This is a genomic window from Streptomyces sp. W1SF4 (genome assembly GCF_003950035.1).
Lineage (GTDB): Bacteria > Actinomycetota > Actinomycetes > Streptomycetales > Streptomycetaceae > Streptomyces > Streptomyces racemochromogenes.
In genome coordinates this window covers 348,248-362,569 of sequence record NZ_CP034350.1, presented here as the reverse complement: position 1 = coordinate 362,569, position 14,322 = coordinate 348,248, and the positions used below count along the sequence as shown (strand labels likewise).

Annotated in this window: 14 protein-coding genes and 1 pseudogene; 12 read left to right on the top strand and 3 right to left on the bottom strand. The window is 74.1% G+C overall.

From position 1 onward, the window contains the following. Positions 1–67 precede the first annotated feature (67 nt). From D1J60_RS01955 to hypE, 12 genes and pseudogenes are all read left to right on the top strand, one after another. On the top strand, positions 68–1,852 hold the full coding sequence (locus D1J60_RS01955; RefSeq protein WP_125605473.1) for a nickel-dependent hydrogenase large subunit: 1,785 nt from the start codon (positions 68–70) through the stop codon (positions 1,850–1,852). Then, a complete protein-coding gene (locus D1J60_RS01950; protein ID WP_125819868.1) occupies positions 1,849–2,382 on the top strand; it encodes a hypothetical protein in 534 nt (177 codons plus the stop codon). Before D1J60_RS01955 ends, D1J60_RS01950 begins: the two co-directional genes overlap by 4 nt. Continuing rightward, positions 2,379–3,053 (top strand): DUF5947 family protein, encoded by a 675-nt coding sequence (locus D1J60_RS01945; RefSeq protein WP_125819867.1) that lies wholly within the window; start codon positions 2,379–2,381, stop codon positions 3,051–3,053. The genes D1J60_RS01950 and D1J60_RS01945 overlap by 4 nt, the downstream gene beginning before the upstream one ends. After that, entirely contained in the window at positions 3,050–3,757 is a 708-nt protein-coding gene (locus tag D1J60_RS01940) for a DUF6084 family protein (protein WP_125819866.1), read from the top strand. The genes D1J60_RS01945 and D1J60_RS01940 overlap by 4 nt, the downstream gene beginning before the upstream one ends. Next, a complete protein-coding gene (locus D1J60_RS01935) occupies positions 3,754–5,148 on the top strand; it encodes a hypothetical protein (protein WP_125819865.1) in 1,395 nt (464 codons plus the stop codon). Before D1J60_RS01940 ends, D1J60_RS01935 begins: the two co-directional genes overlap by 4 nt. Beyond that, positions 5,145–5,633, top strand: coding sequence for a hydrogenase maturation protease (locus tag D1J60_RS01930; RefSeq protein WP_125604726.1), 489 nt, complete (start codon positions 5,145–5,147; stop codon positions 5,631–5,633). Before D1J60_RS01935 ends, D1J60_RS01930 begins: the two co-directional genes overlap by 4 nt. 208 nt (positions 5,634–5,841) lie before the next feature. Further along, positions 5,842–6,219, top strand: a complete 378-nt coding sequence (locus D1J60_RS01925; protein WP_125819864.1) for a hydrogenase maturation nickel metallochaperone HypA — start codon at positions 5,842–5,844, stop codon at positions 6,217–6,219. 3 nt (positions 6,220–6,222) lie between these two features. Further along, positions 6,223–6,915 (top strand): annotated as a pseudogene (gene hypB, locus D1J60_RS37865) (hydrogenase nickel incorporation protein HypB); the annotation flags it as partial. Positions 6,916–7,304: 389 nt separating this feature from the next. Beyond that, complete coding sequence (hypF, locus tag D1J60_RS01915; RefSeq protein WP_125819862.1) at positions 7,305–9,701, top strand: carbamoyltransferase HypF; 2,397 nt, start codon at positions 7,305–7,307, stop codon at positions 9,699–9,701. Further along, on the top strand, positions 9,670–10,002 hold the full coding sequence (locus D1J60_RS01910) for a HypC/HybG/HupF family hydrogenase formation chaperone (protein ID WP_125603789.1): 333 nt from the start codon (positions 9,670–9,672) through the stop codon (positions 10,000–10,002). Before hypF ends, D1J60_RS01910 begins: the two co-directional genes overlap by 32 nt. Beyond that, complete coding sequence (gene hypD, locus D1J60_RS01905; RefSeq protein WP_125819861.1) at positions 9,999–11,132, top strand: hydrogenase formation protein HypD; 1,134 nt, start codon at positions 9,999–10,001, stop codon at positions 11,130–11,132. The genes D1J60_RS01910 and hypD overlap by 4 nt, the downstream gene beginning before the upstream one ends. After that, positions 11,125–12,186 (top strand): hydrogenase expression/formation protein HypE, encoded by a 1,062-nt coding sequence (hypE, locus tag D1J60_RS01900; RefSeq protein ID WP_125819860.1) that lies wholly within the window; start codon positions 11,125–11,127, stop codon positions 12,184–12,186. Before hypD ends, hypE begins: the two co-directional genes overlap by 8 nt. Positions 12,187–12,226: 40 nt before the next feature. Here hypE and D1J60_RS01895 read toward each other — a convergent pair whose 3' ends face one another. From D1J60_RS01895 to D1J60_RS01885, 3 genes are all read right to left on the bottom strand, one after another. Continuing rightward, positions 12,227–13,066: a class II glutamine amidotransferase gene (locus D1J60_RS01895; protein WP_125603792.1), complete on the bottom strand. Its 840-nt coding sequence runs from the start codon at positions 13,064–13,066 to the stop codon at positions 12,227–12,229. Between the two features lie 434 nt (positions 13,067–13,500). Then, complete coding sequence (locus D1J60_RS01890; protein WP_125819859.1) at positions 13,501–13,875, bottom strand: hypothetical protein; 375 nt, start codon at positions 13,873–13,875, stop codon at positions 13,501–13,503. Positions 13,876–14,001: 126 nt separating this feature from the next. Beyond that, positions 14,002–14,304 carry a DUF1876 domain-containing protein gene (locus D1J60_RS01885; RefSeq protein ID WP_125819858.1) on the bottom strand — a complete coding sequence of 101 codons (303 nt, stop codon included), beginning with the start codon at positions 14,302–14,304 and terminating at the stop codon, positions 14,002–14,004. Between the last annotated feature and the right edge of the window lie 18 nt (positions 14,305–14,322).

Here is a 14,322-nt window from a genome sequence, read left to right as displayed (position 1 = left end):
GCGCCCGCTCCCCTCCGCCGCACAGCACACCCCGCTCCCGTTCACCAGAAGGGCCACGGCAGACACGATGACACCGAAGACGAAGGCGGCCGGCGACGGCAGCGGGCTGGTCGAGATGGCCTGGGACCCGATCACCCGGATCGTGGGCAGCCTCGGCATCCACACGAAGATCGACTTCAAGCAGAAGCGGGTCGCGGAGTGCTACAGCACCTCGTCGGTCTTCCGCGGCTACAGCGTCTTCATGCGCGGCAAGGACCCCCGCGACGCGCACTTCATCACCAGCCGCATCTGCGGCATCTGCGGCGACAACCACGCCACCTGTTCGGTGTACGCGCAGAACATGGCCTACGGCGTGAAGCCGCCGCACCTCGGCGAGTGGATCATCAACCTCGGCGAATCCGCCGAGTACATGTTCGACCACAACATCTTCCAGGAGAACCTGGTCGGGGTCGACTACTGCGAGAAGATGGTCCGCGAGACCAACCCCGGCGTCCTCGAACTCGCCGAACGCACCGAGGCCCCGCACGCCGCCGAGCACGGCTACCGCACCATCGCCGACATCATGCGCTCCCTCAACCCCATCGAGGGCGAGTTCTACCGCGAGGCCCTCCAGGTCAGCCGCTACACCCGCGAGATGTTCTGCCTGATGGAGGGCCGCCACGTGCACCCCTCCACCCTCTACCCGGGCGGCGTCGGCACCATCGCCTCCGTCCAGCTCTTCACCGACTACATGAGCCGCCTCATGCGGTACGTCGAGTTCATGAAGCGGGTCGTCCCCCTCCACGACGACCTCTTCGACTTCTTCTACGAGGCCCTGCCCGGCTACGAGGAGGTCGGCCGCCGCCGCGTCCTCCTCGGCTGCTGGGGCGCCCTCAACGACCCCGAGTACTGCGACTTCACCTACGCCAACATGACCGACTGGGGACGGAAGATGTTCGTCACCCCGGGCGTGGTCGTCGACGGCAAACTGGTCACCAACGACCTCACGCAGATCAACCTCGGCATCCGCATCCTCCTCGGCAGCTCCTACTACGACGACTGGGAGGGCCAGGAGCAGTTCGTCACCCACGACCCCCTCGGCAACCCCGTCGACCCCCGCCACCCCTGGAACCAGCACACCATCCCCGCCCCGCAGAAGCGCGCCTTCGACGACAAGTACAGCTGGGTGATGTCCCCCCGCTGGTTCGACGGCAAGGACCACCTCGCCCTCGACACCGGCGGCGGCCCCATCGCCCGCCTCTGGTCCACCGCCCTGTCCGGACTGGTCGACGTCGGCTACGTCAAGGCCACCGGACACAGCGTGGTCATCAACCTGCCCCGCACCATGACCAAGCCGGAGACCACCTTCGAGTGGCGCATCCCCAAGTGGAGCAACGCCCTCGAACGCAACCGCGCCCGCACCTACTTCCAGGCCTACGCCGCCGGCATCGCCCTGCACTGCGCCGAGAAGGGGCTCGCCGAGGTCCGCGCCGGACGCAGCCAGACCTGGGAGAAGTTCGAGGTACCGGACGAGTCCATCGGCTGCGGCTTCACCGAGGCCGTCCGCGGCGTCCTCTCCCACCACATGGTCATCCGCGACGGGAAGATCGCCAACTACCACCCCTACCCGCCGACCCCCTGGAACGCCAGCGTCCGCGACAGCTACGGCACCCCCGGACCGTACGAGGACGCCGTCCAGAACACCCCCATCTTCGAGGAGAACCCTCCGGAGAACTTCAAGGGCATCGACATCATGCGCGCCGTCCGCAGCTTCGACCCCTGCCTGCCCTGCGGCGTCCACATGTACGTCGGCGGCGGCAAGACCGTGAAGTCCATGCACGTCCCCACCGGCCTGAGCGGACTGGGCGGATGAGCGCCGCGACCACCGACGGCCTCCAGGCGGGCCGCCGCGTCGAAGAGGTCCTCGACCGGCTCGCCGCCACCGGCGACCGGCAGACCCACGAGGCCGCCGAGGAACTGGTCCGCGTCCTCATGGAGTTCTACGGAGCCGGCCTCGCCCGGATCGTCGAGCGGCTCACCGCCCTCCCACCCGGCGCCGCCCCCCTGGCCGCGCTCCTGGAGGACGAGCTCACCGCGGGCCTGCTGACCCTCCACGACCTCCACCCCGAGGACGTGCACACCCGCATCGCCCGCGCCCTGGACTCCCTCCCCGAAGCCGAACTCGACGGATACGACGAGGACGACGGCACCCTGCGGCTGCGCACCGCCCCCGACGGGGGCTGCGGCTGCGGCAACAGCGCCGAGGACACCCGGCGCCGCATCGAGGACGTCGTCGCCGCCTTCGCCCCCGAGGTCACCTCCGTGGAACTGGCACCCGCCGCACCGGCGCCCCCGCTGCTCCAGATCACCACCCGGCCGCCCGCCCCGGCGCGCGTCCCGTGAGCCCCGACCGGCGGCCGTCCGCCCCCGCACCGGGACTCCGGCGCTTCACCCGGCCCCGCACCCCCCGCCCCGAGACCTGCGAACTGTGCGGTACGCCCGTGGCCCGGGACGGCCACCGCCACCTCGTGCGGACCGACGAACGCGCCCTGGTCTGCGCCTGCGCCCCCTGCGCCCTCCTCTTCGACCGCCCCGGCGCCGGCACGGGCCGCTTCCGCACCGTCCCCGACCGCTACCTCAGCGACCCCGGCCACCGCTGGGACGACGAAGCCTGGGACCTCCTCCAGATCCCCGTCGGCGTCGCCTTCTTCTTCCGCAACGCCGCCCTCGACCGGCTCGTCGCCCTCTACCCCAGCCCGGCCGGCGCCACCGAGAGCGAACTCGACCCCGACACCTGGCAGCGCGTCCTCGACGCCGGACCGCTCGCCGCCCTCCTCCAGCCCGACGTCGAGGCACTGCTGCTGCGCCGCACCCACGGCCGCACCGCCTGCTACCTCGTCCCCATCGACATCTGCTACGAACTGGTGGGCCGCATGAGACTGCTGTGGCAGGGCTTCGACGGCGGCGCCGAAGCCCGCGCCGCCCTCGACACCTTCTTCACCGAGGTCGAACGGCGCGCCGTACCCGCCGGCAGGCGCCCCGCCACGGCACCGGCAGGGGAACCGCGGCCATGACCGACCTCACCTTCACCTGCACCGGGGTGCGCGCCGACCCCTACGCGGCCGGCCCCACCCTCCTGCTGCGGCTGCGCGTCTGCGCCCCCTCGGCCACCCGCGTCCACGCCCTCGCCCTGCGCTGCCAGCTGCGCATCGAACCGGGCCGCCGCGGTTACGGCCCCGGTGAGGCCACGGCGCTCCAGGACCTGTTCGGCGAGCGCTCCCGCTGGGGCACCACCCTCCAGCCCGTCCAGTTCGCGCAGGTCGCGGTCATGGTCCCGAGCTTCACCGGCGAGACCGAGACCGAGGTGCCCGTGCCCTGCACCTACGACATGGACATCGCCGCCACCCGCTACTTCGCCGCCCTGGAGGACGGCGACGTACCGCTGCTGATGCTGTTCTCCGGCACGGCCTTCACCGGCTCCGGCGGCTTCCGCGTCGAACCCGTCCCCTGGGACCGGGAGGCCTCGTACCGGATGCCCGTGTCCGTGTGGCGGGAGATGATCGAACAGCACTTCCCCGGCTGCGGATGGCTGCGGCTGCCCCGCGACACCATGGACGAGCTCCTCGCCTTCCGCTCGCGGCACGCCCTCGCCTCCTGGGAGTCGACCGTACGCGCCCTCCTGGACGCCGCCGCGACCCCGGCGACCCCCGACGCCGTCCCGGAACCCCTCCGGGCCGCCGCACTCCTGGACCGGCTGGCCGGGAGGACCGCCCCGTGACCACCACCTCCCCGCCGGACACCCGCTTCGCGGCCGCCCGGCAGCTCGCCGACGCCGTCCTCTTCGAGGGGTACGTGCTGTACCCCTACCGGGCCTCCGCCGCCAAGAACCGGATGCGCTGGCAGTTCGGCGTCCTCGTGCCGCCCGCCTGGGGGCCCGCGCACGGCGAACACTCCTTCCAGCGGACCGAGCTGGTCATGGAACCGAAGGGCGAGGCCGTCCTCCACCTCGAACTCCGCTTCCTGAGGGCATGGCGGCGCACCGTCGAACAGGCCCTCGGCGACGGCTCGTTCACGCCCGTGCCCGAACTGCACCTGCCCGACCGGGTCCTCGTCCCCTGGGACGAGGGCACCGAGGAACAGGCCGAGCTGACCGTGCCCGTCGCCGAACTGGCCGCCGGCGAGGTGATCCTGCCCCTGGTCCGCCCCGCCCTCCAGGAGAGCGAACCCGTCCTCGACGCCGACGGCCGCGAACGCGGCCGGCTGGTCCGCGCCGCCGAGCGCATCGACGCCGAGGTCCGGCTCCGCGCCGAGGAACTCGACGTGCCCTACCGGGCGCTGAGACTCACCGCCGTCGTCGAGAACACCACCGCCTGGACCCCGGAGCCGGGCGCCGGCCGCGACAGCGCCCTGCCCCGCTCCCTCGTCGCCGCCCACCTCCTGCTGGGCCTCAGCGCAGGCTCCTTCCTCTCCATGACCGACCCGCCCGAATGGGCCCGGCCCGCCGTCCGCGGCTGCGACAACCGCCACACCTGGCCCGTCCTGGCCGGCGAGGAGGGCCGCGCCGACGTGGTCCTGTCCTCCCCGATCATCCTGGAGGACCACGCCGCCATCGCCCCCGAGAGCGCCGGCGCCATGTACGACGCCCTGGAGATCGACGAGATCCTCGCCCTGCGCACCGCCGCCCTCACCGACCAGGAGAAACGCGAGGCCCGCGGCACCGACCCGCGCGCCGCCGCCGTCGTCGACCTCGCGGACTCCATGCCCCCCGAGGTACTGGAACGCCTGCACGGCGCCGTCCGCGCCCTGCGCGAGATCACCGACCCGGACCGCACCGGGGTCCCCGAGGACGTGTTCACCCCCGACACCCCCTGGTGGGACCCGGCCCACGGCGCCGCCGCCGAACCCGCCCCGCAGCGGATCACCGTCGACGGCCGCCCCGTCGGCCCCGGCAGCCGCGTCCTGCTGCGGCCGGGCCTGCGCCGCACCGACGCCCAGGACCTGTTCCTGCGGGGCCGCGCCGCACGCGTCGAAGCCGTCCTCCACGACGTCGACGGCGGAGTGCACCTCGCCGTCACCGTCGACGGGGACCCCGGCGCCGACATCCGCCGCGAACAGGGCCGCTTCCTGTACTTCCAGCCCGACGAGGTCACCCCCCTGGAGGACGAGTGAACGGCCGGACCCTGGTCGCCGGCATCGGCAACGTCTTCCTCGGCGACGACGGCTTCGGAGTCGAGACGGTCCGCGCCCTCGCCGCCCAGCCCCTGCCCGACGGAGTGGAGGCCGTCGACTTCGGCGTGCGCGGAGTCCACCTCGCCTACCAGCTCCTCGACGGCTACGACACCCTCGTCCTCGTCGACGCGACCGCCCGCGGCTCCGCGCCGGGCACCCTCCACCTCATCGAGGCCGACGGAACCGGCCCCCTCGACCCGCAGGGCGCGGTGCTCGACGGACACGACATGTCCCCCGACACGGTCCTCGCCCTCCTCGACACCCTCTGCGCGGGCACCGGGGCCACCCCGCCCCGGCGCACCCTCGTCGTCGGCTGCGAACCCGCCACCGTCGAGGAGGGCATCGGCCTGAGCCCGCCCGTGGCCGCCGCCGTACCCCACGCCGTCCGCATGGTCCAGGAACTGCTCCCGAGGAGAACCCCATGAAGAAGGCCATCGCGTTCACCGTGGCCGCCGCGCTCGGCGCCGTACTGGTGACCATGCTCCCCGACCTCAAGCGCTACCTGCGCATCAGGCGCATGTGACCTCCGGCTCCCCGCCGCCCGAACGGCGTACGGGTCCCCGGTGCGTCGGCGCGCCCGTCCGCCGGGCACCCGCCCCGCCGGTCTAATGAGGCGCGGCAGGACGGAGTCCGATGCACGAGATGTCGATCGCCATGGCCGTCGTGGACCAGGTGGCGGAAGCGGCCCAGGCCGGAGCGGCGCGCTCCGTGAGCCGCGTGGAACTTGAGGTCGGGGAACTGGCCGGCGTCGTGCCCGACGCGCTGGCCTTCTCCTTCCAGCTCGCCTGCACCGCGACGCCCCTCGAAGGCGCCGAGCTCGTCACCCACGCCGTGACGGCCCGCGCCCGCTGTGCGTCCTGCACGGGGGAGTGGGCCGTCGGCATGCCCCCCGAACTGCGCTGCCCCGACTGCGGGAAGGCCGACGCCGTGGAGCTCCTCGCGGGGCGCGAACTGCGGATCCGCCGCGTGGTCTGGGAAGACGACCCCGAACCGATCCCCGAGGAGGCCTGAGCCGTGTGCCGAGTGGTCGACCTGCGACAGGCGGTGCTCGCCAAGAACGACGGGGCCGCGCAGGCCCTGCGTGAGGAACTCACCGCCCGCGGAACGGTGGTGGTCAACCTGCTCTCCAGCCCGGGCAGCGGGAAGACGGCCCTGCTGGAACGCGAACTGACCCTGGCCCGGGAGCGGGGCGTGCCCGTGGCCGCGCTGACCGCCGACCTGGCGACCGAGAACGACGCGCTGCGGCTGGCCCGTTCGGGCGCCCCGGTCAAGCAGGTCCTCACCGACGGCCTGTGCCACCTGGAGGCCCACATGCTGGGCCGCCACCTCGACGGCTGGCTCCCCGAGGACACCCGGCTGCTCTTCGTCGAGAACGTCGGCAACCTGGTCTGCCCCGCCTCGTACGACCTCGGGGAGTCCCTGCGCGTGGTGCTCGCCTCGGTGACGGAGGGCGAGGACAAGCCGCTGAAGTACCCGACCGCCTTCGGCCTGGCGCAGCTGGTGGTGATCACCAAGACCGACATCGCGGAGGCGGCCGAGTTCGACGAGGCCGCCTTCCGGGCCAACGTCCAGCGGGTCAACCCCGGGGTGGAGGTGATCCGCACCTCGTCCCGCTCGGCCGAGGGCACGGGCCTCCTCCTCACCCACGCCCTCCGCACCGCCGAAGGCACCCCACCCCACACCCCGGTGATGTCCCCCCAGCCCCACACCCACGCCCCGACCCACCCCCACGCCCCGACCCACACCCACAGCCCGAGCCACCCCCACGCCCCGACCCACACCCACAGCCCGAGCCACCCCCACGCCCCTACCCACACCCACAGCCCGAGCCACCCCCACGGCCCGGGGCACGACCACGGCCCGGGCGCGGCCCACGGGCCGAGCCACACCCACCCCGGCCCCGGCCGCGCCCCCGCGCACACCCACGGCCCCGGGCACGTACACGGCCCCGGCGCGGGCTACGTGCACGACCCCGTGGGGTCCGGGGCGGAGCCCCGGGGAACGGTGGAAGGGCGGGTAGGGGACAGCCCCGCAGGGCCCCCGGCCGCGCCGCACCCGGCCCCGGCCGACCCGCACCCCACCCCGGAACCCCGCTGATGGACGCCCCCGCGGAACGCCGCCGCGTCACCGTCCGCGGCGTCGTACAGGGCGTCGGCTTCCGCCCCTACGTCTACACCCGCGCCACCGGACTCGGCCTCGCCGGCCACGTCACCAACACCCCCGACGGCGTCGTCGCCGAGATCGAGGGCACCCCCGCCGCCGTCGCCGCGTTCTGCGCACGCCTCGCCGCCGAGGCCCCGCCGCTCGCGGTCGTCGACACCGTCGACCACCACACCCTGCCCCCGGCAGGGGGAGCCGGCTTCGCGATCATCCCCTCCCGCACCACCGCCGGCCCCGCCCGCACCCTCGTCCCCCCGGACGTCGCCACCTGCGCCGACTGCCTCGCCGAACTCGCCGATCCGGCCGACCGCCGGCACCGCCACCCGTTCATCACCTGCACCCACTGCGGGCCCCGCTTCACCATCGTCACCGGACTCCCGTACGACCGGGCCCACACCACCATGGCCCGCTTCCCGATGTGCCCCGACTGCGCCCGCGAGTACGCCGACCCCGCCGACCGCCGCTTCCACGCCCAGCCCGTGGCCTGCCCGGCCTGCGGGCCCCGGCTGCGCCTGCTCACCGGGGCGCCGCCCCGCGAGGACCCCGCCGCCGACCCCGTCGCCGGGGCCCGCCGGCTCCTCGCCGAGGGGGCGGTCCTCGCCGTCAAGGGCCTCGGCGGCTACCACCTCGCCTGTGACGCCACCCGCCCCGCGGCCGTCGCCGAGCTGCGCCGCCGCAAGGACCGCGGGGACAAGCCGTTCGCCCTGATGGCCCGCTCCCTCCCCGACGTCGAACACCTCGCCGTCATCGGCCCCGCCGAACGGGCCCTGCTCACCGGCCCGGAGCGGCCCATCGTGCTGCTGCGCCGCCGCCCCGCGTCGGCCGCCGCCCTCACCGCCGACGTCGCCCCGGGCAGCCCCGACCTGGGCGTGATGCTCCCCTACACGCCCGTGCACCACCTGCTGCTGGGCCTGCCCGGCGACCCGCCCGGGCCGCGGCTGCTCGTGATGACCAGCGGCAACCTCTCGGGGGAGCCCATCGTCACCGACGACGCCGAGGCCCTGGAGCGCCTGGCCCACCTCGCGGACGCCTGGCTCACCCACGACCGCCCCATCCACGTGCCCTGCGACGACTCCGTGGTGCGCGTCTGCGACGGCGAACCGCTGACCGTGCGCCGTTCCCGCGGCCACGCCCCGCTGCCGGTCGCGCTGCCGCTGCCGGTGCCGCCCACCCTCGCCGCCGGGGGCGACCTGAAGAACGCCTTCTGCCTCGGCGAGGGCCGCAAGGCCTGGCTGTCGGCGCACATCGGCGACATGGACGACCTGGCCACCCAGACCGCCTTCGAACGGGCCGAGCGGCAGCTGGAGTCCATCACCGGGGTGACGCCCGCCCTGTTCGCCGCCGACCGCCACCCCGGCTACCGCTCCACGGCCTGGGCGGCCCGCCACGCCGGCACCCGCCCCCTGGTCCGCGTCCAGCACCACCACGCCCACGTCGCCTCCGCCATGGCCGAACACGGCCTGGACGGCACCCGGCGCGTCATCGGGATCGCCTTCGACGGCACCGGCTACGGCGACGACGGCGCGGTCTGGGGCGGCGAGGTGCTGCTCGCCGACTACACCGGTGCCACCCGCTTCGCGCACCTCGCGTACGTCCCGCTGCCCGGCGGCGACGCCGCGGTGCGGCGCCCCTACCGGATGGCCGTGGCCCACCTGTGGGCCGCCGGCCTCGCCCGGACCCCGGACCTGCCCGCGGTGGCGGCCTGCCCGCCCGCCGAACTGCCGGTCCTGGAACGCCAGCTGGAGCGTGGCCTGAACTGCGCGCCCACCTCCAGCATGGGGCGCCTCTTCGACGCCGTCTCTTCCCTGGCCGGCGTCTGCCACCTCGCCGGCTACGAGGCGCAGGCCGCCGTCGAACTGGAGGCGGCCGCCCTCGCCGCCCCCGCCGGGGACCCGCACCCCGGCTACCGCTTCGCCCTGCACCCCCCGCCGCCCGGCACCCGGGGCCCGTACACGGCCGCCCCGGCGCCCGTCCTGGCGGCCGTCGCCGCCGACGTACGGGCGGGCACCCCGCCGGGGACGGTCGCGGCCCGCTTCCACGCCGCGGTCGCCGCCCTCGTCGCGGACGCCTGCCTCGCCGCCCGCGCGGCGCACGGCCTCGACACCGTCGCCCTGACCGGCGGGGTCATGGCCAACACCCTGCTCTCCGCGGCCTGTTCACGGCTGCTGCGGGAGCACGGCTTCACCGTACTGCGCCAGCACCGGGTCCCCCCGAACGACGGGGGACTGGCCCTCGGCCAGCTCATGGTGGCGGCGGCCACGGCCGGCCGCGCCACGGAACAACCACAGCAAGGAGGGGCCCATGTGCCTGGCGGTACCCGGCAGGGTGATTGACATCGGGGAGCGGGACGGCACCCGCATGGCCACCGTCGACTTCGGCGGCGTCGTCAAGGACGTGTGCCTGGAGTACCTGCCGGACCTGAGGGTCGGCGAGTACGCCATCGTCCACGTCGGCTTCGCCCTCCAGCGCCTGGACGAGGAGTCCGCGCTCAAGACCCTGGAACTCTTCGCCGAACTCGGCATGCTCCAGGAGGAGTTCGGCGACCCCTGGGAGCAGGCCGAACAGTTCGGCGGCGTCCCGGAGCCGGACCCCACCCACCCCGAAGACGTCCCGCGGGAGGCGGCGCAGCAGTGAAGTACATCGACGAGTTCCAGGACCCCGGCCTCGCCCGACGGCTGCTCGACGACATCCACGCCACCGTCACCCGCCCCTGGGCGCTGATGGAGGTCTGCGGCGGCCAGACCCACACCATCATCCGGCACGGCATCGACCAGCTCCTCCCCGACCAGGTCGAGCTGATCCACGGCCCCGGCTGCCCGGTGTGCGTGACCCCGCTCGAAGTCATCGACAAGGCCCTGGAGATCGCCTCCCGACCGGGCGTGATCTTCTGCTCCTTCGGCGACATGCTCCGCGTGCCCGGGACGGGCCGCGACCTCTTCCAGGTGCGCGGCGAAGGCGGCGACGTCCGCGTCGTCTACTCGCCGCTCGACGCCCTGGAGGTCGCCCGCCGCAACCCGGACCGCCAGGTGGTCTTCTTCGGCATCGGCTTCGAGACCACCGCCCCGCCCAACGCCATGACGGTGTACCAGGCCAAGAAGCACGGCATCACCAACTTCAGCCTGCTCGTCTCCCACGTCCGGGTCCCCCCGGCCATCGAGGCGATCATGAACTCGCCGAGCTGCCGGGTCCAGGCCTTCCTCGCCGCCGGGCACGTGTGCAGCGTCATGGGCACCACCGAGTACCCCGAACTGGCCGCCCGGTACCGCGTCCCCATCGTGGTCACCGGCTTCGAGCCGCTCGACATCCTGGAGGGCGTACGCCGCGCCGTGCGGCAGCTGGAGCGCGGCGAGCACACCGTCGACAACGCCTACGCGCGCGCCGTCCGCCCCGAGGGCAACCCGGCCGCCCTCGCCATGCTGGAGGACGTCTTCGAGGTCACCGACCGGGCCTGGCGCGGCATCGGCACCATCCCGGCCAGCGGCTGGCGGCTGTCGCCCCGCTACCGGGACTTCGACGCCGAACACCGCTTCTCGGTGACCGGGATCGACACCCGCGAGCCGGCCGCATGCCGCAGCGGCGAGGTCCTCCAGGGCCTGATCAAGCCGCACGAGTGCGAGGCCTTCGGCAAGGCCTGCACCCCGCGCACCCCGCTCGGCGCCACCATGGTCTCCAGCGAGGGCGCGTGCGCCGCGTACTACCTCTACCGGCGCCTGGAGATCCCGACCGCCAAGACGGCACCGCTGGAGGCGACCCCCGTTGTCTGACACCGCACTGGACGTCCCGGGCTGGACCTGTCCGGCCCCCCTGCGCGACCACCCCCGCGTGGTGATGGGCCACGGCGGCGGCGGCGCGCTCTCCGCCGAACTCGTCCGGCACGTCTTCGCCCCCGCCTTCGGCGGCGACGTCCTCGCCCAGCTCGGCGACTCCGCGACCCTGACCCTGGGCGGGGCCCGGCTGGCCTTCTCCACCGACTCGTACGTGGTGCGCCCGCTGTTCTTCCCCGGCGGCAGCATCGGCGACCTCGCCGTCAACGGCACCGTCAACGACCTCGCGATGAGCGGAGCCGTGGCCGCCTACCTGTCCTGCGGGTTCATCCTGGAGGAGGGCGTCGAGACCGCCACGGTCGCCCGGGTCGCCGAAGCCCTCGGCGCGGCCGCGCGCGCGGCGGGCGTGGAAGTGGCCACGGGGGACACCAAGGTCGTCGAAGTGGGCCACGGCGACGGCGTGTACGTCAACACCTCCGGCATCGGCCTCGTCCCCGACGGCGTGGACCTGCGGCCGCAGCGGGTCGTACCCGGCGACGTGGTCATCGTCAGCGGCGACATCGGGCTGCACGGGGTGGCCATCATGAGCGTCCGCGAGGGCCTCGGCTTCGAGGCGGACATCGTCAGCGACTGCGCGGCCCTCGGCGGCCTCGTGCAGTCGATGCTCGCCGTCACCCCCGACCTGCACGTGCTGCGCGACCCCACCCGAGGGGGACTCGCCGCCGCCCTCAACGAGATCGCGGCCGCCTCCGGCACCGGCGTCGTCGTCCAGGAGGGCCGGGTGCCGGTCCCCGACGCCGTGCGCAACGCCTGCGCGATCCTCGGCCTCGACCCCTTCTACGTGGCCAACGAGGGCAAGCTCGTCGCGTTCGTCCCCCGCGAGCACGCCGACGCCGTCCTCGACGCCATGCGGGCCCACCCGCTGGGCCGGCGGGCGGCCGTGATCGGCGAGGCGGTCGAGGAGCACCCCGGCATGGTCGTGGCCCGCACCGGCCTCGGCGGCACGCGCGTGGTCGACCTGCCGATCGGTGAGCAGCTGCCGAGGATCTGCTGACGCCGGCCCGCCCCGGCCCCCCGGGGCGGGTGCGCCGGGGTCAGGGCAGCTCGGGGATGAACGGCAGATAGTCCTCCGGGCCGTCCCACGGCACCACCGCGTAGCTCGCCTCGGGCAGCTCGTTCCACACGCCGGGGAGGTCTCCGAGCGGCTCGGAGACCACCAGCCGCGTCTCGTCGGACACCTCGCGCAGGTACGGCAGCTCCGGGTACAGCTGGCGCACCGTATCGGCCCGGCTGCTGTAGTACAGCGAACGCGACCTGCCCTGGCTGGAGTAGCGGAAGGCCCACACCCGCTCGCCCTCGCTGACCGCCACCGTCATCTGGAGCGGGTCCGCCACCCCGTGCTCCTTGCCGAGCCGTTCCACCAGGCCCGCCATCCGGGCGACCGCCCCCGGCGGGTCCTGGTCGAGGCCGAAGGTCACGGCCAGGTAGAACATCACCTCGGAGTCCGTCGAGCCCTCGATGCAGGGGAACAGCGCCGGGTCCACGGCCATGCACAGGTCGCGCTGGAGCCGGTGGAAGTCGGTGATCGCACCGTTGTGCATCCACAGCCAGCGGCCGTGCCGGAAGGGATGGCAGTTGGTCTGCTGGATCGCCGAACCCGTGGAGGCGCGGACGTGCGCGAAGAACAGCGGCGACCGCACGTGCGAGGCCAGCTCCCGCAGGTTCCGGTTGTTCCAGGCCGGGCCGATGTCACGGAACACCGCCGGGGTGCCGTCACCGTCGGTGCTGTACCAGCCGATGCCGAACCCGTCCCCGTTGGTGGACTCCACGCCCATCCGCGCGTGCAGGCTCTGGTCGATCAGCGAGTGTTCCGGCTGGTACAGGACGGCGTCGAGGAGCATGGGCGAGCCGGAGTAGGCGAGCCATCGACACATGTGCACCATCCCTCTCGTGCGCCACTCCGTCCGAGCCTAACGCCCCGCGCCGCCGCCCCGCCTGCCGTTGCGCCGGGCGGGTGGCACCGCCCGCGCCGGCCGCCACACCGGCGAACCTGGGAAGGGAGGAGCGCCCCTGTGGCCGTGGAGGCCGGGCACGGTCCGGCCATGCGGCGTATCGCGCCGCCCCGGGCCGCCGCGCCGTCACCGCCGCCCTCGCCCACCCCACCGCCGACACGATCTCCGCACCCTGGACACCCTCCGTGAACAGCCGACCCTCTGCGTCACCGTCCTGCTGTCCGTCGCCCTCGTCACCGGCGGTACGCGGGGGCACACGGGCAGCTCACCCCCGGCGGCGGCTTCCGGGAAGGAGCGGCCTCGCCCGCCGGATGCACCTCGCCCACCCGTGGGACCGGGGCGCGCGGGCGCCGGGCCTAGAGCCGCTCCTCCATCCGGATCGCCGACTCCAGGTCCTCGTGGGCCCTGCCGTCCTTGCCCTCCCGCTCCTCCAGCAGCGCCGCGGCGATCGCGTCCAGCTTGCGCTGGACGGCGTGCTCGGCGCGCCGCTCGGAGTTCTTCAGCAGGGCCAGCAGCAGCAGGGACACCGCGCCGATCGCGTCGCCCGCCAGGTGCTGCCACTCCACGGGCAGCCCCAGCACGTGAACGACGACCAGGCAGCCCACCAGGGCCGCGCACAGGGCGGAGAAGACGGCGGAGCTGGTGAAGTTGGAGGCGAGCTCGGCCAGCCGCGCGAAGCGGCCGGCCCGCCCGCCGTCCTCGCTCTTCTCCGCCGGATGCCGGAAGACCATGCCGAACCCCTGCCCGCCCCGCCCCACCCCACACCTACCCGACGGGCACACCTTCCGACCGCACGCCTCCCAGCCGCGCCCTTCGGGCCCGGCGCCCTTCGGGCCGCGCGGCTTCTTCGTGGCCGGTTACCGGCCCGCCGCCGAGTCGTCCGGCCAGCCGTAGCCGGTCCGCGGCGCCGGGGGGACGGCGCCCAGCGCGGCCAGGTCCTTGTCCGCGGCCCGGCTCAGCTGGCCGGCCAGGTCCCGCATCGCGCGGCTCGCCGCCAGCTCGTCGCCGATCGCGGGGACCTCCACGTCCTGCGGATTGCAGCGGGCCCGGCCCCGCCCGACCAGCGTGTCCTTCCCGGTCTCCAGCACCGCCCGGGCCTTGGTCGTACCGTCCTCCTCGATGAGGTAGACGCCGACCCTCCATTCCTCGGCATGTGACATGGCGCGCCTCCTGACCTC